Raw genomic sequence first — 21462 nt, forward strand, 5'->3', positions numbered from 1 at the left:
CCCGCGGATCGACGCCATGACTGTCCGGTCACGGGGCTTGTCCCTGCTTCCCATGTCAGACACCCAAGCCCCGATGTTTTAGCTTTTCCAGGCTGCGCGCGGCCGCACGGACTCGCCGCTGCGCGCTCCTTTTTCCCGAATTTACAGCAGGTTACCCCCATGCAATTTCGCGAGCTGATGGCTGTTATTTCCACCCATGCGATCCGCCTTCAACAGGACGATGAAGACCTGGTCATTCTGGGCAACGACGACGCGCTGGACGACGCGTTGTGGGACAGCCTCGCCAAACACAAGGCGCAGTTGCTGGAACTGGTGGCGAGCCACGGCGGCGACTGGTCGAGCCCGGCGCTGCGCATCACCCCGGACATGCTGCCGCTGGTGCAACTGGATCAGCCGGCCATCGACCGCATCGTCGCCACCGTGCCGGGCGGCGTGGCGAACGTGCAGGACATTTATCCGCTGGCGCCGTTGCAGGAGGGGCTGCTTTATCACCATCTCTCCGCGCCGGAGGGGGATCCCTACGTGTCGCAGGCGCGGTTCACGTTCGACAGTCGCGGACGGCTGGATACATTCACCGACGCGCTGCGTCGGGTGATCGGGCGCCATGACATTTTGCGCACCGCCATCCTCTGGGAGCATCTGGACGATCCCGTGCAGGTGGTCTGGCGTGAAGCCCCGCTGGTCTGTGAGGAAGTCGATTTGAATGACCGCGAGGACGTACTCGCGCAATTGCTGGCACGCCACGACCCGCAGTACTTTCGCCTCGACCTGCAACAGGCCCCGTTGTTGCGGTTGGTGTTCGCCGAGGATCCGGCCAACGACCGGGTGGTCGCATTGTTGCTGTTCCATCACATGATCATGGATCACGTCGCGCTCGATGTGGTACGCCGGGAAATTCAGGCCTACCTGTCAGGCCGCGATGCCGAAGTAGCGAGGGCGGTGCCGTTTCGCGACCACCTGGCGAGGGCACGTCTGGGCTCGGATGAGCAAGCGCACCAGGCATTTTTCCGCGAGATGCTCGGCGACATCGACGAGCCGACGCTGCCCGGTGGCTTGCACGATGTACAAGGTGGCGGTCAGGGCATCGAGGAAGTCTCGTGCATGCTCGACAGCGATCTGAGCCAGCGCCTGCGTACCCAGGCGCGACAATCAGGCGTGAGCGTGGCGAGCCTGATGCACCTGGCCATGGCACGCGTGCTGGGGCAGTTGTGCGGGCGCTCGGCGGTGGTGTTCGGCACCGTTCTGCTGGGACGGATGAACGCGGCTGACGGTGTCGAGCAAGCATTGGGGATGTTCATCAATACGCTGCCTTTGCGGGTGGATGTCGGCGGGTCGAGCGTTCATGACGGCGTGCTGGCGACGCACCGGCGTCTGACCGCGCTGCTCGCCCATGAGCAGGCGTCCCTGGCACTGGCCCAGCGTTGCAGCGCCGTGGCGGTGCCGACGCCGCTGTTCAGCGCCATGCTCAACTACCGCCACAGCAGCGTGGAGGAAGTTGCCGAGGTGATCGAGCTGTCTCCGGGGGTGCACGTGTTGGGCGCCCGCGAGCGCACCAATTACCCGTTGACGGTCAACATCGATGACCTCGGTCAGGACCTGCGCATCACGGTGCTGGCCGACGCGACGCTTGGCGCCTCCCGAATCGCCGGATACCTGCGCACGGCACTGGACAGTCTAGTCGATGCGCTGCAGAACAACCCGCAAGCCGCATTGCACAGCCTCAACATCCTGCCGCCCGCCGAGCGTGAGCACTGGTTGTATGGCGTCAATACACCGAGGGCGAGTTTTCTCGACACGCCGTTGATCCATCAGCAATTCGAAGCGCATGCGCACACCCGGCCCGAGGCAGTCGCGTTGCTGTTCGAGGGCAGGACTTACAGTTATGAGGCACTCAACCGACAGGCCAACCAGGTGGCCCATCGTTTGCTCGCCCTCGGCATTCGTCCGGATGACCGGGTAGCGATCTGCGTTGAGCGCGGCCCGCAAATGATCGTCGGCCTGCTCGGTGTGCTCAAGGCGGGCGCCGGTTATGTGCCGATCGATCCGGCTTATCCGCTGGAGCGGATCACCTTCACCCTGCAAGACAGTGCGCCGGTGGCGGTGCTGATGCAGGCAGCGACTCTGGATCGGATTGCCGGGCTATCCGTGCCGCAGATCGACCTCGATAACGACGGTTTGCAGACCGAACCTGAATTCAACCCGCAGATCCCGGACTTGAATCCGGCGCATCTGGCCTACGTGATCTACACCTCTGGCTCCACCGGGCTGCCCAAAGGGGTGATGGTCGAGCACCGCAACGTGGCACGCCTGTTTGGCGCGACCCACGATTGGTTCCGGTTCAATGCGCAAGACGTCTGGGCGTTGTTTCACTCGTTTGCCTTTGATTTCTCGGTCTGGGAAATCTGGGGCGCGCTGGCTTACGGCGGTCAGTTGCTGGTGGTGCCGCAACACATCAGCCGCTCGCCGGACGAGTGTTATGCGTTGCTCTGCCGCACGGGGGTCACCGTACTCAACCAGACGCCGAGCGCTTTCCGTCAGTTGATCGCCGCCCAGGGCCGCAGCCCGTTGCAACATTCGCTGCGCGAAGTGATTTTTGGCGGTGAAGCGCTGGAGCCAGGATCGCTCAAACCCTGGTATGCGCGGGTCGGCAACGCCGGCACCCGGCTGGTGAACATGTACGGCATCACCGAAACCACGGTGCATGTGACCTATCGACCGTTGGTGGCGGCAGACGCGCAATTGACCGCCAGCAGCCCGATCGGCGTGCGCATTCCCGACCTGCAGCTATACGTCCTCGATGCTCGGCGGGAGCCAGTGCCAGCCGGGGTGACCGGTGAGTTGTATGTGGGTGGCGCCGGGGTTGCCCGTGGTTATCTGAATCGTGAGGCGTTGACCGCCGAGCGCTTTATCGCCGATCCGTTCAGCGAGCATGCCGAAGCGCGTTTGTACAAGACCGGCGATCTGGCTCGGTGGACGGTGGAGGGCGAACTCGAATACCTGGGACGCAACGACGATCAGGTGAAAATCCGCGGTTTCCGTATCGAACTTGGCGAGATTCAGGCACGTCTTGCAGCCTGCGACGGCGTGCGCGATGCGCTGGTGATCGCCCGCGAGGACAGCCCCGGCGACACGCGTCTGGTGGTCTACTGGCTGGCCGCCGAAGGTGTCGAACCGAGCGTTGCGCAATTGCGAGATCACCTGCTGGCATCGCTGGCCGAGCATATGGTGCCGGGCGCGTTCGTGCGCCTCGATGCCTTCCCGCTGACGGCCAACGGCAAACTCGATCGCCGGGCGTTGCCGCAGCCGGACAACGAAGCCTTCGCCCGGCGGGCATTTGAAGCACCGCTCGGCGAAATCGAAACCCGCATCGCTGTGATCTGGCAGACCTTGCTCGGACTGGACCGGGTGGGCAGGCATGACAATTTCTTCGAGCTGGGCGGGCATTCGTTGCTGGCGGTGAAGCTGATCGAGCGCATGCGTCAGCAAAACATGCAGTGCGACGTCCGTGTGCTGTTCGGCCAGCCAAGCGTGGCGGCACTCGCCGCGACGCTGGGAGGGGACGCCACGATCAGCGTGCCGGCCAACCGCATCGAACCCGGTTGCACCCGCATCACCCCGGACATGCTGCCGCTGGCCACGCTGGATCAAGCGGCCATCGACCGTATCGTCGAGACCGTCGATGGCGGTATCGACAACGTGCAGGACATCTACGCCCTGGCACCGTTGCAGGCGGGAATCCTCTATCACCATCTGGCCATCGCCGACGGTGACCCGTACGTGCTGCAAGCGCAATTCGCCTTCGACGGACTGGCGCAGATCAAGGCGTTCGTTCGCGCGTTGAACAGTGTCATCGCCCGGCACGACGTCCTGCGTACCAGCGTGGTAAGGGAAAACCTTGACGAGCCAGTGCAAGTTGTTTGGCGTTCGGCGCCGCTGGCACTGGAGCGGGTGGATGCCGATCCGCAGGACGGTGATGTGTTGCAGCAAATGCAGGCGCGCTTCGATCCGCGACACTATCGCCTGGACTTGCAGCGTGCGCCGTTGATGCGCTTCGCCTACACCGAAGACCCGTTGCAAAACCGCTGGGTCGGAATCCTGCTGTTGCACCACATCGTGCTCGATCACACCGCGCTCGAGGTGTTGGTGGCCGAGATGAGCGACGCACTTGACGGGCAAGTCGGCGCGCTGCCGCCCCCCGTGCAATACCGCAACTATGTCGCTCAGGCCCGTCTCGGTTCGAATGCCCAGGCACATGAAGCGTTCTTTCGCGAGATGCTCGGCGACATCGTCGAACCGACCCTGGCGTTCGGCCTGCGAGACGTACTCGGCGATGGCACAAACATCGTGGACAGCGAACTGGCACTGGATGAGGGTCTTGCCGGGCGCCTGCGCAAACAGGCCCGCACGCTGGGCATCAGTGTTGCGAGTCTGGTGCATCAGGCCTGGGGTCAGGTACTTGCGCAGGTCTGCGGGCGCGAGGAGGTGGTATTCGGTACGGTGCTGCTGGGGCGCATGCAGGGTGGAGAGGGCGCCGACCGTTCGTTGGGTATGTTCATCAACACACTGCCGCTGCGGGTCCATGTCGGGGCAACGACGGTGGAGGCGGGTGTCAGGTCTACCCACGAGCGTCTGGCGCAACTGCTGGTGCATGAGCAGGCGCCGCTGATACTGGCTCAACGTTGCAGTGGCGTGACGGGTTCGGATCCGCTGTTCAATACCTTGCTCAACTATCGCCACAGTGCGCAACAGACGGCTACGCCGGGATGGGAAGGCATCCGGATTCTCGATTCTCGTGAGCGCAGCAACTATCCGCTGGTGGTCAGCGTCGACGACCTTGGACAGGGCTTCCGGCTTTCTGTGCAGGCAGTGCCCGAAGTGGATGGCATGCGGGTCTGCGACTACCTGCAAGCGGCATTGCACAATTTACTGAGCGCGCTGGAACAAGACCGCAATGCGCCATTGAATCAGGTGTCGATTCTGTCGGCGGCCGAACGCCAGCGCGTGCTGGTCGGTTTCAATGTTACCGGTCGCGACTTTGCCCACGGCCATGTGGTGCACCAATTGTTTGAAGAGCGAGCAGCGACCCAACCCGACGCTGTAGCAGTGGTGCAGGGCGGGCAAAGTCTGAGCTACGACGGGTTGAACCGCCGCGCCAACCGCCTGGCCCATCACCTGATCGGCCTCGGTGTGCAACCGGACGATCGCGTCGCGCTCTGCGTGCAGCGTGGTCCGCAGATGCTGGTCGGGCTGCTGGCGATTCTCAAGGCTGGCGCCGGTTATGTTCCGGTCGATCCGGCACATCCGGCAGAACGGATCACTTATCTGTTGCAGGACAGCGACCCGGTGGCGGTACTGGCACAGACAGTCACCCGCGACCTGCTGGGCGCCGTGCCGGTGATCAATCTTGACAGCGACGCCTGGCAGCACCTGCCGGACAGCAATCCACAGTTGCCGGAACTGACCCCGGCACATCTGGCCTACGTGATCTACACCTCCGGCTCCACCGGCCAGCCGAAGGGCGTGATGGTCGAACACGCGACCCTGGAAAACCTTGTCCACTGGCACACCGAAGCCTTTGACCTGCACGCCGGCAGCCACACCGCCAGCGTGGCCGGGTTCGGTTTCGATGCGATGGCCTGGGAAGTCTGGCCGGCGCTGTGCGTCGGCGCGACCCTGCACCTGCCGCCGGGATCGGTGAGCAACGAGCACCTGGACGAACTGCTCGACTGGTGGCGGGCGCAGCCGTTGCAAGTGAGCTTTTTGCCGACTCCGGTGGCCGAATATGCGTTCAGCCGCGAACTGCAACATCCGACCCTGCGCACCTTGCTGATCGGCGGCGACAAGCTGCGTCAGTTCAATCGCGAGCAGACCTTCTCGGTGATCAACAACTACGGTCCGACCGAGGCTACGGTGGTCGCCACGTCCGGGCCGGTCGAAGTCGGCCAACCGCTGCACATCGGCCGGCCGATGGCCAACGCCCGAATCTATCTGCTCGATGACCAGCAACGTCCGGTGCCCGTGGGTGTGACGGGCGAGTTGTACGTCGCCGGCGCCGGCGTGGCGCGGGGTTACCTGAACCGTCCCGATCTGACCGCTGAACGCTTCCTGAATGATCCGTTCAACGAAGGACGCATGTACCGCACCGGCGACCTCGCACGCTGGCTGGCGGACGGCAACATCGAGTACCTGGGCCGCAACGACGATCAGGTGAAACTGCGCGGCGTGCGAGTTGAACTGGGGGAAATCGAAGCGGCGCTGGCCAGCCATCCGGCAGTGCAGGACGCAGTGGCGCTGGTGCGCGACGGGCAGTTGCTGGTGTGGTTCACCGAGCGTGCGCCGACCGATATCGAAACCCTGCGCAATCATCTGCAAACCCGATTGCCGCAAGCGCTGATCCCGGCGGCTTACGTGCGCCTCGACGCCTTGCCGCTGACCGCCAACGGCAAACTCGACCGCAAGGCCTTGCCGGAACCGGATCAGAACGCCTGGCTCAGCCGCGAATACGAAGCCCCGCAAGGCCCGGTGGAAACTGCGTTGGCGCAGATCTGGGCTGACGTGTTGAAACTGGAGCAGGTCGGACGCCACGCCAACTTCTTCGAACTGGGGGGGCACTCATTGCTGGCCGTCACCCTGATCGAACGCCTGCGCCAGATCGGCCTGAGCACCGACGTGCGCGTGCTGTTCAGCCAGCCAACTCTGGCAGCCCTGGCCGCGGCGGTGGGCAGCGGTCGCGAAATCGAAGTGCCGGCCAATCGCATTCCTGCCGACTGCACCCGCATCACTCCGGAGTTGCTGAGCCTGACCGAACTGGATCAGCCGAGCATCGACCGGATCGTTGCCACGGTGCCCGGCGGCGCCGCCAACTTGCAGGACATTTACCCGCTGGCGCCGTTGCAGGAAGGCATCCTCTATCACCACTTGAGCGCGGAGCAGGGCGATCCGTATCTGCTGCAATCATGTCTGGCCTTTGCCAGCGTCGAGCGCCTGCGCGCTTTTGCCAACGCCTTGCAAAAGGTGATTGCGCGCCACGACATCCTGCGCACCAGTCTGGTTTGGGAAGGATTGCCGAACCCGCAGCAAGTGGTATGGCGAGAAGCCGCGCTGGCGGTGCAATCGGTCGCTCTGAGTCCGCTGGAGGGCGATATCCTCGATCAGTTGCGCGCACGCTTCGATGCCCGGGATTATCGCCTCGACCTCGGTCAGGCACCGCTGATCCGTCTGGTGTATGCCGAAGATCCGGTGCATGACCGGGTGGCAGGCGTGCTGTTGTTTCATCACGTCGTGCTGGATCACACCGCGCTGGAGGTGGTTCGCCGGGAAATGCAGTTGTATCTGCCGGGGCAGGTTGAGTCGTTGCCGCCTGCCGCGCCCTACCGCAACTACGTCCATCAGGCTCGCCAAGGCATCAGCGAGGAAGAACACGAAAGCTTCTTTCGCGATATGCTCGGTGATATTGACGAGCCGACCCTGCCATTCGGATTGCAGGACGTACAGGGCGATGGTCGCAACATCGAGGAGCACTCGCTGGCGCTGCCGGTGGAATTGAATCGGCACCTACGCAGCCAGGCGCGGCAATACGGGGTCAGCGTCGCGAGCCTGTTTCATCTCGCCTGGGCACGGGTGCTGGCGGCGACCTCCGGACGCCGGGACGTCGTGTTCGGCACGGTGCTGCTGGGCCGCATGCAAGGCGGTGAGGGCGCGGATCGGGCATTGGGGATGTTCATCAACACCTTGCCGCTGCGCGTGGAGGTTGACGGGCAAAGTGTGAGCGAAGCGGTTCGAACGGTTCATGAGCGGTTGGCGGCTTTACTGGGACATGAGCATGCGTCGCTGGCACTGGCTCAGCGTTGCAGCACCGTGGCCGCCCCTTTGCCGCTGTTCAGCGCGGTACTCAACTATCGGCATGGCGGCCACGACGCTGCACGAGAGCCTGTTGATCCGGTCTGGCAAGGCATCGAATTCCTGGCCCAGGACGGGCGCACGAATTATCCGCTGACCTTGAGCATCAACGACCGGGGCGATGGCTTCAATCTGTCGGTGCTGACCCCGGATCATGTGGGGGCGCAGCGGGTCTGCGAGCTGATGCACACCGCTCTGACGGAGCTGGCGACAGCGTTGGCTGACAACCCCGGACAAGCCTTTGAACGTCTCAACGTCCTGTCAGCGGCGGCGCGCAAGCAGCTGCTTGGCGACTTCAATGCGAGCTCCGCCGTTTACCCGTCAGCGCAAGGTGTTCATCGTCTGTTCGAAGCGCAGGTTGCCCGCACGCCGGATGCCGTGGCGGTTCAGGCGGGCATGCAGCGTCTCACTTTCAGGGAATTGAACCAGCGCGCCAATCGGCTGGCCCATCATCTGCAGGGGATGGGTGTCACCGCCGACACGCGAGTGGCGATCTGTCTCAAACGCAGCCCGCAAATGCTGGTCGGTTTGCTGGCGATCCTCAAGGCCGGCGCCGCTTATGTACCGGTCGACCCGGCTTATCCGCCCGAGCGTATCGCTTACATGCTGGCCGACAGTGCGCCGAGGGTGGTACTGGTTCGCGACGTAGCTTTGCCGAATCAGGCTGGCATACCGGTGATTGATCTCGACCATGAAGCCTGGCAAGACCTGTCGGTTGCTGACCCGCAGGTCGCCGACTTTACGCCGGACAACCTGGCCTACGTGATCTACACCTCGGGCTCCACTGGCCAGCCGAAAGGCGTGATGGTCGAACACGCAACCCTGGAAAATCTCGTGCACTGGCACGCCGAAGCCTTTGACCTGCACGCCGGCAGCCACACCGCCAGCGTGGCCGGTTTCGGTTTCGATGCCATGGCCTGGGAAGTCTGGCCGGCGCTGTGCGTCGGTGCGACGTTGCACTTGCCGCCGGAATCGGTGAGCAACGAGCATCTGGACGAACTGCTCGACTGGTGGCGGGCGCAGCCGTTGCAGGTGAGTTTCCTGCCGACACCGGTGGCCGAGTACGCCTTCAGCCGCGAGCTGCAACATCCGACCCTGCGTACTCTGCTGATCGGTGGCGACAAGCTGCGTCAGTTCAATCGCGAACAGACTTTCGCGGTGATCAACAACTATGGCCCGACTGAAGCCACGGTGGTCGCCACCTCCGGCCCGGTAGATGTCGGGCAAACGCTGCACATCGGCCGGCCGATGGCCAACGCCAAGGTCTATTTGCTGGATGAGCAGCAACGCCCTGTGCCAGTAGGTGTGACGGGGGAGTTGTACGTCGCCGGCGCCGGCGTGGCGCGGGGCTACCTGAACCGTCCCGACCTGACCGCCGAACGCTTCCTGAATGATCCGTTCAACGAAGGGCGCATGTACCGCACCGGCGACCTCGCACGCTGGCTTGCAAACGGCAACATCGAGTACTTGGGCCGCAACGACGATCAGGTGAAACTGCGCGGCGTGCGGGTTGAATTGGGAGAGATCGACGCGGCGCTGGCCAGCCATCCGGCAGTGCAGGACGCAGTGGCGCTGGTGCGCGATGGCCAGTTGCTGGTGTGGTTCACCGAACGTGCGCCTGCCGATATCGAAGCCTTGCGTAATCATCTGCAAACCCGTTTGCCGCAAGCGCTGATCCCGGCGGCTTACGTGCGCCTCGACGCCTTGCCGCTGACCGCCAACGGCAAACTCGACCGCAAGGCCTTGCCGGAGCCGGATCAGAACGCCTGGCTCAGCCGCGAATACGAAGCCCCGCAAGGTCCGGTGGAAACCGCGCTGGCACAGATCTGGGCCGATGTCCTGAAGCTGGAAAAAGTCGGTCGCCACGACAACTTCTTCGAACTGGGCGGCCATTCGTTGCTGGCCGTGAGTCTGATCGAACGCCTGCGCCAGATTGGTCTGAGCACTGACGTGCGTGTGCTGTTCAGCCAGCCAACTCTGGCTGCATTGGCTGCGGCGGTGGGCAGCGGTCGCGAAATCGAAGTGCCGGCCAATCGCATTCCTGCTGATTGCGCCCATATCACCCCGGACCTGCTGAGCCTGGCCGAACTGGATCAGCCGAGCATCGACCGGATCGTCGCCACGGTGCCCGGCGGCGGCGCCAACGTGCAGGACATTTATCCGCTGGCGCCGTTGCAGGAAGGCATTCTTTACCACCACTTGAGCGCAGAGCAGGGCGATCCGTATCTGCTGCAATCGCGGCTGGCCTTCGACAGCGTCGAGCGTGTGGAAGCGTTCGCGGCAGCGCTGCGCCAGGTCATTGCCCGTCACGACATCCTGCGTACGGCGGTGATCTGGCAGAAATTGGCCGAACCAATGCAAGTGGTCTGGCGTCACGCAGATCTGCCAGTGCAGGAGATCGTGCTTGATCCGGCGGATGGCGACATCCTCGAGCAATTGCACGGGCGTTTCGATGCCCGTCACTACCGCCTCGACATCAGCCAGGCACCGTTGCTGCGTCTGGTGTATGCCCGTGATCCGGCCCACGACCGGGTGGTCGCGATGATGCTGTTCCACCATGTGGTGATGGATCACACCGCGCTGGACGTGGTGCAGCACGAGATGCTCGCCTGCCTGCAAGGGCGCGAAGCCTCGCTGGGCGCGGCGGTGCCTTACCGCAACTACGTAGCGCAGGCGCGGCTGGGTGTCAGCGAGCAGGAGCACGAAGCGTTCTTCCGCGACATGCTCGGCGACATCGACGAGCCGACCCTGCCGTTCGGATTGCAGGATGTACAAGGTGACGGTAGCGACATCGAGGAAACGCAGCAGGCCCTGACCGATGCAACCGGCCAGCGTCTACGCAGCCTGGCCCGGCAACTGGGCATCAGCGTGGCCAGCCTGTTCCACCTTGCGTGGGCACAGGTGCTGGCCGCGACATCCGGGCAGGATCGTGTGGTATTCGGCACGGTGCTGATGGGCCGGATGCAGGGCGGTGAAGGGGCCGACCGGGCGTTGGGGATGTTCATCAACACCTTGCCGCTGCGGGTCGATCTGGGGGCAACTCCGGTGCGCGAAGGGGCTCGGGCGACGCATGCACGTCTGAGTGCATTGCTCGGTCATGAACACGCTTCGCTGGCTCTGGCCCAGCGTTGCAGCGGTGTGGCCGCGCCGTCGCCGCTGTTCAGTTCGATGCTCAACTACCGGCACAGCGCCGACGAGGCGCAACAGCAAAGCTTGCGTCGGGCCTGGCAAGGCATCGAGACCCTGAGCAGCGAGGAGCGCACCAACTATCCATTGAGCCTGGGTGTCGATGATCTGGGCAGCGGTTTTGTGCTCACCGCCATGACCCCGGCGAGCATCGGTTCGCAGCGGATCTGCGACTACATGCAGACCGCGCTGGAGACACTGGCGGAGGCTCTGGAGCAGGCACCGGATCAGCCGCTGAACCGCTTGCCGATCCTTGACGGCGCTGAACGTCAGCAGGTTCTGTACGACCTCAACGTCACCGGCACCGCAGACAATCTGCAGCAAACCGTTCACGGGCTGTTCGAAGCGCAAGTACAACGCACGCCGCAAGCCGTTGCTTTGCAGGCCGGTGAGCAGCGGCTGACTTACGCCGAGCTCAACGCACAGGCCAACCGTCTGGCCCATCACTTGCGCGATCTGGGCGTAGGGCCGGATTCGCGAGTGGCGATCTGTATCGAGCGCGGGCTGGAACTGATGGTCGGTCTGCTTGGCATTCTCAAGGCCGGCGGTGCCTATGTGCCGCTGGATCCGGCGTACCCGGCGGAACGTCTGGATTACATGCTCAAGGACAGCGCGCCGATAGCGGTGCTGGTGCACGGGGCGACGCGTGAGTTGCTGGGCGAGAGCACTGCGCTGGTGATCGATCTGGATCAGGATCACTGGACATTCAATCCGGACGACAACCCACAAGTACCGAACCTGAGCGCTTCGAACCTGGCCTATGTGATCTACACCTCCGGTTCGACCGGTGCGCCGAAAGGCGTGATGGTCGAGCATCGCGGCGTGGGCAATTTGTTGCACTGGAGTTCTCAGCTGTGTCCTGCCGTGACGGACGGCGCCCTGTTGCAGAAAACCCCGTTCAGTTTCGATGCCTCGGTCTGGGAGCTGTTCTGGCCGTTGAGCGCCGGTTTGCGTCTGGTGCTGGCGCGTCCTGACGGGCACCGCGAGCCGGCGTATCTGGCGCAGGTGATTCGCGAGCAGCGGATCAGCGTGATCCAGTTTGTGCCGGTGCTGTTGCAACAGTTCCTCGAGCAGGACGATGTCAGCCAGTGCAGCAGTCTCACCGACGTGTTCTGTGGCGGTGGAGACCTGACGCCGGCGCTGGCCCGCCTTGTGCGCGAGCGTTTGCCGCAAGTGCGCTTGCACAACGTTTACGGCCCGACTGAAGCCACGGTCGACAGCACGGTGTGGACGCTGGAGCCGTCGATGCCGGTGCCGGACAGCGCGTTGCCGATCGGGCGGCCGATCAACAACACTCGTCTGTACGTACTCGACGCCGCCGAACGGCCGGTGCCGATGGGCGTCATCGGTCAATTGTTCATTGGCGGTGCCGGGGTCGCGCGGGGCTATCTGGGCTTGCCGCAATTGATGGCCGAACGGTTTATCCCGAGCCCGTTCGTTGCCGGCGATCGGCTGTACGCCACGGGCGACCGGGTGCGCTACCGCGCCGATGGCCAGCTCGAATTCATCGGGCGCAACGACTTCCAGGTCAAGCTGCGTGGCCTGCGCCTGGAACCGGGTGAAATCGAAGCGCAATTGTTGAGTCATCTGGCGCTGCGCGAAGCCGTGGTGCTGGTGCGTGATGAGCGTCTGGTGGCGTACTTCACCTGGCACGCCGAGGCCGGCCAGCCGGGGATCGAGGCGTTGCGCGAACACTTGCTCGCACGCTTGCCCGATTACATGGTGCCGTCGGCATTCGTCGCGCTCGACAGCCTGCCGCTGAGCCCTAATGGCAAGGTCGATCGCAAGGCGCTGCCCGCACCGGATTCGGCTGCAGTCAGCATTCGCGAATACGAAGCGCCGGTCGGCGAGATGGAAATCCTCCTCGCGCGACTGTGGTGTGAATTGCTCAAAGTCGAGCGCGTCGGGCGACAAGACCATTTCTTTGAGCTGGGTGGGCATTCGTTGCTGGCGGTCAGTCTGATCGGGCGCCTGCAACAGGAAGGTATCGAAGCCGATGTCCGGACGTTGTTCGAGCAACCGACTCTGGCTGGTTACGCGGCTATCACGGAAAGAATGGAGATCGTCCTGTGAACCTGAATGAACTGTTGGCGACGCTGAAGACAAAAGACATCCAGTTGGCAATCACGGACGGACAATTACGGGTCAATGGCAACAAGCAGGCCCTGAGTGAACAGGCCTTGCTGGCCGCATTGCGCGAGCACAAACCGGCATTGATCGAGCTGATCGAGGCGGGCGGTTACTCGCCCGCACGGGAAGGGCAGATTGCAGTGCCGGTCAATGGCATTTCACCGGGCACAACACGGGTTACCCCGGCGATGCTGACAATGGTTGACCTGAGCCAGGACACCCTCGATCAAATTGTCGCGCATATCCCTGGCGGCGGCGCCAATGTCCAGGACATCTATCCGCTGACGCCGTTGCAGGAGGGCATCCTCTACCACCACGCGAGCGCTGCACAGGGTGATCCGTATGTGATGCAGGCGAAATTCGCGTTCAGCGGACCTGAGCGATTCGGGGCATTCGTCCAGGCCCTGCAGACCGTCATCGAACGCCACGACATTCTGCGCACCGCCATCGTCTGGGAAGGACTGGATACGCCGGTGCAAGTGGTCCTGCGACGTGTCGGGTTACCTGTGGAAGAAGTGCAGCTCGATGTGGCTCAAGGCGATGTTCTGGAGCAGTTGCATGCGCGATTCGACGCCCGGCATTTTCGTCTCGACGTGACACGTGCGCCGCTATTGCAGCTGGCCCATGCCCGGGATGCAAAGACCGGGCGTATCGTCGCGATGTTGCTGTTTCATCACATGGCGATGGATCACTCGGCGCTGGCGGTGGTCAGCGAAGAAATGCAGGCTTGCCTGTCAGGGCAGAGCGCCAGACTGGGAGCGCCCGTACCGTTTCGCAATTATGTCGCCCAGGCGCGGCTTGGCATCAGCGAGTCGGAGCACGAGGCGTTTTTCCGCGAGATGCTGGGTGACATCGACGAACCGACGTTGCCGTTCGGCCTGCAAGGCGTGCATGGCGACGGCAGCGACATCGAAGAATGCAATGTGCCACTTGACCCACTGCTGGGGCAGCGCCTGCGAGCCAGTGCCCGTTCGCTCGGCGTGAGTGTCGCGAGTCTGTTCCACCTTGGCTGGGGGCAGGTCCTGAATGCACTCACCGGCAAGTCTCCTGTCGTGTTCGGTACTGTGCTGATGGGGCGGATGCAAGGCGCGGAATCTACCGATCGCGCGCTCGGCATTTTCATCAACACCTTGCCGCTACGGGTCGAGGTCAGCGCGCTGGCAGCAAGCGAGTCGGTGAAGGCCACACAGGCACGTCTGACGAGCCTGATGCGCCATGAGCACGCACCACTGGCGCTGGCCCAGCGCTGCAGCGGGGTGGTCGGGTCATCGCCGCTGTTCAGTTCGCTGCTCAATTATCGGCACAGCACCTCGAGTGCCAATGCCAGTGCCGAGGCGCTTTCGGCCTGGGAGGGGATCAGCGTCCTGCATGCGGAGGAACGCACCAATTACCCGCTGACCTTGAGCATCGATGACTTTGGCGATCACTTCAGCCTGACGCTGCTGGCCAGCCGTGAGGTCGAGGCGCAGCGGATCTGCGGCTATATGGTGTGTGCCATGGAAAACCTGTTGCAGGCGCTGGCGCTCGCGGCGGATACGCCGCTGAGTCAACTGTCGGTGTTGCCCGCCCCGGAGCGCGAACAGCTGTTGACGGGGTTCAACGCCAGCGATGTCGAATACCCTCGCGGACAGACGATTCATCAACGCTTCGAGGCGCAGGTCGTCGCGCGACCGCAAGCGCTGGCGGCGGTGCACCTGGACAAGCAACTGACGTTCCACGAACTGAACCGCCAGGCCAACCGTCTGGCGCATCGCTTGATCGATCTGGGTGTGCAGCCGGATGACCGGGTCGCAGTCGTCGCCCGGCGAGGACTGGATACTCTGGCCGGATTGCTCGCAGTCCTCAAGGCAGGCGCCGGGTATGTGCCGATCGACCCCGCGCATCCGGCCGAACGCCTGAACTATCTGCTGAGTGATTGCGCACCGGTGGCGATCTTGACTTCACGTGACCTCCTTGCACGGCTGCCGACGCAGGAGCTGCCGGTGATCGATCTCGACCCGCGCACCTGGCGCTCAGGCAATGACGCAAACCCCGTGGTACCGGGTCTGTCCGAGGCGAACCTGGCTTACGTGATCTACACCTCGGGCTCCACCGGTTTGCCCAAGGGCGTGATGGTCGAACACCAGACACTGGCCAATCTGGTCGACTGGCACAGCAACGCGTTTGACCTGTGTGCCGGCCGCCATACGTCGAGTCTGGCCGGGTTCGGCTTCGACGCGATGGCCTGGGAAATCTGGCCATCGCTGTCCGTCGGCGCGACCCTGCACCTGGCGCCTGCGCAGGACGGCGGCGAAGACGTCGACGGGCTGCTGGCCTGGTGGTGCGCGCAACCGCTGGACGTGAGTTTCCTGCCGACGCCCGTCGCCGAATACGCCTTCAGCCGGCATCTCGAGCACCCGACATTGCGTACCCTGCTGATCGGCGGCGACCGCTTGCGTCAGTTTTCGCGCAATCAGCATTTCGATGTGATCAACAACTATGGCCCTACCGAAGCCACCGTAGTCGCCACGTCCGGACGGATCGAGGCGGGGGAGGCGCTGCACATCGGCAAACCGGTGAGCAATACCTCGGTGTACCTGCTCGACGACCAACAGCGTCCGGTGCCGATCGGCGTATCCGGCGAGCTGTATATCGGTGGCGCAGGCGTGGCGCGCGGTTACTTGAACCGTGCGCAACTGACCGCCGAACGCTTTCTGCCGGACCCCTTCAGTGAACGACCGAATGCGCGTATGTATCGCACTGGCGACCTAGCTCGCTGGCGCCCGGACGGGACGATCGACTATCTGGGGCGCAACGATGATCAAGTGAAAATCCGCGGCATGCGCATCGAATTGGGGGAAATCGAAAGCCGCCTGCATCAGCTTCCCGGCCTTCAGGAAGTGGTTGTCCTGGCTCGTGAAGAAGAGCCAGGACAACCACGGCTGGTGGCCTATTTCACCGAGCAGGCCCAGGTGCAGCCACTGGCGGTAGCGCAGCTGCGCGAGCATTTGCTGGGCCAGTTGCCCGAATACATGGTGCCGGTCGCGTTCGTCAGGCTCGACAGCTTGCCGTTGACCGCCAATGGCAAGCTCGATCGCAAGGCCTTGCCGTTACCGGAGCGCACGGCCCTGCTCACACACGAATACGAGGCGCCACAAGGCGAACTGGAGTGCACACTGGCGCAGATCTGGGCCGAGGTTCTGCAGGTCGAACGGATAGGGCGTCAGGATCATTTCTTTGAGTTGGGCGGCCATTCGTTGCTGGCCATGCGCATGGTCGCGCAGGTGCGTCAGCGACTGGGTGTAGAGCTTGCGCTCGGCGAGTTGTTCGCCAATGCCGAACTGGCGTCGGTGGCGCAGTCGCTGACCCTGGCCGGACGCTCTACGCAGCCGCCGATCCTGCCGGTGCCACGGGAAGGCGCATTGCCGCTGTCGTTTTCCCAGCAGCGCTTCTGGTTTCTGGCGCAGATGGAAGGTGCCAACACGGCTTACAACATTCCGATCGGCCTGCGTTTGCGCGGTGTGCTCGACGCCGATGCGCTGCAGCGGGCGCTGGCCCGGATTGTCGCCCGGCACGAAAGCCTGCGCAGCCGCTTCGCTCCCAGCAATGGCGAAGCCCAGGTGCTGATTACCCCGCCCGACAGCGGTGTGCTGCTGCGTGTCGAAGACTTGCGCCAGCACCCGCTGGCCGACGAAGCCTTGCAGGCACTGATTCAGGGGGAGGCCTCAGGCCCGTTCGACCTGCAGGACGATCCGTTGATTCGCGGGCGACTGGTCCGTCTGGCCGACGATCACCATGTGCTGCTGATCACCTTGCATCACATCATTTCCGACGGTTGGTCGATGGAGGTGCTGACCCGCGAGCTGATGGCGTTGTATCAGGCTTTCAGTCAGGGGTTGGCGGACCCTTTGCCGCCGCTGGCATTGCAATACACCGACTATGCCGTCTGGCAGCGACGCTGGCTGAGCGGGGAGGTATTGCAGCGCCAGAGCGAATACTGGCAACGTACGCTGGCCGACGCGCCTGCCTTGCTGACGTTGCCTGCCGACCGACCGCGGCCGGCGCAACAGGATTACGCAGGCAGCAGCGTCGAAGTGTGCCTGGACGAGCGCTTGAGCGCCGGGCTCAAAGCCTTGAGCCAGCGCCATGGCGTGACGCTGTACATGACGATGCTGAGCGCGTGGGCGATGCTGCTCGGTCGTTTGGCCGGGCAATCGGACGTCGTGGTCGGCTCGCCGGTGGCCAACCGTCAGCGGGCCGAAATCGAGGGACTGATCGGGTTGTTCGTCAATACCCTGGCATTACGCATTGATACCTCCGGTGAGCTGAGCGTCGAAGCGTTGCTGGCGCGGGTCAAGGCGCTGACCCTGCAGGCCCAGGATCATCAGGACCTGCCCTTCGAGCAAGTGGTGGAAATCGCCCGACCGGCCCGCAGCCTGGCCCACAGCCCGCTGTTCCAGACCATGTTCAACTGGCGCAACAGCGACGGACCGGTGTTGGCGCTGGGGGATCTGACCCTGGAAGCGGTGGCCGAGCCGAGTCACTTCGCCAAGTTTGATCTGACCCTGACCCTGGGGGAGTCGCCCAACGGGATAAGTGGCTGGATGGAGTACGCCACAGCGCTCTTCGATGAGGCGACGGCACGGCGTTATGTCGGTTACTTCAAGCGTTTGTTGCAGGCCATGGTCAACAACGACCAGGCAGTGCTGGAACACGCGCAGATAATCGAGGATCAGGAACGCACGCAGTTGCTCGACGAATTCAACGCCAGCGCGCGGAACACTCCGCAAATACTGACCGTGCACCGTTTATTCGAGATGCAGGCTGCCAAAGATTCGCAAGCCGTCGCGGCGGTGCACGGAATGCAGGCGTTGAGTTACGCAGAATTGAACCGCCGCGCCAACGGCCTGGCTCATCACCTCATCGCCCAGGGTGTGCAGCCCGGCGATCATGTGGCGATCCTGTTGCCACGCTCGCTGGAGTTGTTGGTCGCACAGTTGGCGATCATCAAGTGTGCGGCGGCCTATGTGCCGCTGGACATCAATGCACCCGCCGAGCGTCAGGCATTCATGGTGCAGGATTGTCAGGCGGTCGCGCTGTTGACCGGCAGCGATCAGGCCATCGAGTACCCGGTACGGCGAATGGATCTGGATACCCTGGCGCTTGCCGGGAGTCCTTCGCACAACCCGGATCTACCTCAGTCCTCGGAGGCGCTGGCGTACATCATGTACACCTCGGGCTCCACGGGCACCCCGAAGGGGGTCATGGTGCCGCATCGCGGAATTACCCGCCTTGTGATCGATTGCGGCTACGCCGATTTCAACCCGAGTGACCGGGTGGCATTCGCTTCGAACCCGGCGTTCGATGCGAGCACCATGGATATCTGGGGCGCCCTGCTCAACGGTGGCCAGGTGGCCGTGATCGATCATGCGACCTTGCTCGACCCGCAGGCATTCGGTCGGGAGCTTGATCGGTGCGGGGCGACGATCCTCTTTGTCACCACCGCGTTGTTCAATCAGTACGTGCAATTGATTCCCGAGGCGCTAAAAAGGCTGCGCATCCTGCTGTGCGGTGGGGAGCGTGGCGATCCGGCGGCGTTTCGAAAGCTGCTCGCCGAAGCGCCGGACCTGCGCCTGGTGCATTGTTATGGCCCGACCGAAACCACGACGTACGCCACCACCTTCGAAGTGCGTGAGGTGGCGCCGGATGCGGACAGTGTTTCGATTGGCGGCCCCATCGGCAATACCCGCGTGTATGTGCTGGATAACCGGCAACAACCGGTGCCGTTCGGCGTCACCGGTGAGTTGTACATCGGTGGTCAGGGTGTTGCGCTGGGTTATCTGAATCGGCCTCAACTGAGTGCCGAGAAATTCCTCCGGGATCCGTTCAGCGACAATCCGCAAGCCTTGATGTATCGCACGGGTGACCTGGTGCGCTGGCAGGCGCCGGGGCGACTGGAATGCATCGGCCGCAACGATGACCAAGTGAAGATTCGCGGCTTCCGGATCGAGCTCGGAGAAATCGAAAACCGCCTGTTGAGTTGTCCGGGAGTCAAGGAAGCGGTGGTCCTGGCCCGACGCGACGAACAGGAGCCAACGCGGCTGGTGGCCTATTACACCGCGCACAATTCGGAATTGCAGAGCGCTACTCTGCGCGCGCTGCTGCAAGCAAGGTTACCGGAGTACATGGTGCCGACCGCCTGGGTGGCGATGGCGAGCCTGCCGCTGAACAACAACGGCAAGTTCGATCGCAAAGCCCTGCCGGCGCCGACACACCAAGCGCTAGTCATGCGTGACTATGAAGCGCCGGCCAATCCTCTTGAGGAATCACTGGCCGGGCTATGGGCTGAAGTGTTGCAAGTCGGGCGGGTAGGGCGCCATGACAACTTCTTCGAACTGGGCGGGCATTCGCTGCTGGCGGTGCGGCTCGTCGATCTGATGCAAAAGGCCGACATGCCGGTTTCGTTGGCCGAGCTGTTCCAGCATCCCACTGTCGAGGGGACTGCCACGCTGCTGTGCCAGCGCAGTGACGCTGTGCCGCTCCATGACGGCGTGGTCGTGGTGCGTGCAAGTGACCAGGGAACGCCGTTGTTCCTGGTGCATGAGTTCAGTGGTCGTGACCTGTATTTCCCGGCGCTGGGCATGCACATCGGCGGTGAGTTCCCGATTTACGGCTTGCCGGGAATCGATTCCGGTATGACGCAACTGCGTACCATGGAATGCCTGGCAACCCGACTGGTCGAGGTGATCCGCGCCAGACAACCCCACGGCCCCTATCGGCTTGCCGGCTGGTCGTTCGGTGGCGTGCTGGCTTATGAAATCGCGGCGCAACTGCTCGGGATGGACGAGTCAGTGGCGTTCGTCGGGCTGATCGATACTTACGTGCCACGCCTGGCCGATCCGAACAAGGCGCAGTGGAACGATGTACATGTGCACAAGCGCCAATTGCTTTTGCATTGCACGGCGCATTGGGCCGGGCACGAGACACAGGGGCAGCAAGCACTGGCGCGTCTGGCCGTGTTGCAGACCGAACTTGAGCAGTGGGCGTTCGCCGATTTGTTCAACCATTGTCACGAGCAGCAGTTGCTCAGACCCGAGCTCGCGGCTGTCTCGCCGGAGGATGCCTGGCATTACCTCGACCGTGAAGTGGCCCACGGGCATGCGTTGGCGCATTACCGGATCAACCCGATCCGTCTGCCGTTGCATCTGCTGCGTGCCACGGAGCGTTCGGCGCCAATGTCGCGACTCAGCCTCACCCGCGGTTGGGCTGAAGAATTGCCGGGTGTGGAGCTGAACTGCATCGACGTACCAGGTGACCACCAGAGCATGATGAAAGCACCCCACGTTCAGGCTCTGGGGCAGGCCCTGACGCAGGCGCTGGAAACGGCAACTGCGCCCGCGCCAACGGCTTATCAGCCGATCCTGACCATTCAGACCGGTCACACCGGGCATGCGCCGATTTTCTGTGTGCCGGGGGCTGGCGACAGTGTCACCGGGTTCCTCCACCTGACCGAGGCACTGGGGCCGGAGTGGCCGATTCATGGGTTGCAACCCCGAGGCCTCGACGGCGCGACGGTGCCGCACAGCCGGGTCGAAAGCGCCGCCACGTTCTACCTGCGGGCACTTGAGCAGTTGTATCCGCAAGGACCGGTGCATCTGATCGGACATTCGTTCGGCGGCTGGGTGGCCTACGCCATGGCGGCGCAGTTGCAGGCCTTGGGGCGCGAAGTCGCGTCCCTGACCCTGATCGACAGCGAATCACCGGGCGGCAACAGCGTCGTGGGCAAGCCTTACACCACAACGGCGGCGTTGTTGCGGCTGATCGAGTCGCTTCAGTTGTCCAGTGGCAAGTCTCTGGGCATCGATGCGCTGGCCTTCGCCGAAGCCGACGGCGCCACGCAAATGCGCCTGCTGCATGACGGGATGGTGCACGCGGGTGTGCTGTCCGAACGCGCGTCAGTCGATGCGATGCAGGGCCCGGTGCGCACCTTCGCCACCGCGCTGCGCACGGTCTATCGACCGGCTCTGGCCTACACCGGGCCGGTGCGTCTGGCGCTGGTGGACGACCCGACCCTGGACGCATCAGGCAACCAGCGCGAACAGGCGGCGATGCTCGAAGGCTGGCAGCGCGAGGCCAGGGATCTGGCGGTGTGGTACGGCCCCGGCAACCACTTCACGATTCTCAAGGCGCCCAACGTCTTCAGCCTCGCGGCGTGGTGGCATGACGGGCTGACGGTGGCGGCGGGTCAAGTGTTGTCCTGAGTGAAGT

At 63.5% G+C, this 21462-nt stretch carries 2 protein-coding genes; both read left to right on the forward strand.

The annotated features are described in order from the left end of the window. Positions 1-159: 159 nt before the first annotated feature. Positions 160-13158, forward strand: coding sequence for a non-ribosomal peptide synthetase (locus LOY31_RS11730; RefSeq protein ID WP_258713305.1), 12999 nt, complete (start codon positions 160-162; stop codon positions 13156-13158). Beyond that, positions 13155-21455 carry a non-ribosomal peptide synthetase gene (locus tag LOY31_RS11735; protein WP_258713306.1) on the forward strand — a complete coding sequence of 2767 codons (8301 nt, stop codon included), beginning with the start codon at positions 13155-13157 and terminating at the stop codon, positions 21453-21455. The genes LOY31_RS11730 and LOY31_RS11735 overlap by 4 nt, the downstream gene beginning before the upstream one ends. Positions 21456-21462 lie beyond the last annotated feature (7 nt).

The organism is Pseudomonas sp. B21-021 (genome assembly GCF_024749205.1).
GTDB classification, from domain to species: Bacteria; Pseudomonadota; Gammaproteobacteria; order Pseudomonadales; family Pseudomonadaceae; genus Aquipseudomonas; species Aquipseudomonas paraglycinae.

What these genes read in the sequence shown, in the direction of transcription:
- LOY31_RS11730 (WP_258713305.1), top strand. Translation starts at nt 160, where the DNA reads ATGCAATTTCGCGAGCTGATGGCTGTTATTTCCACCCATGCGATCCGC.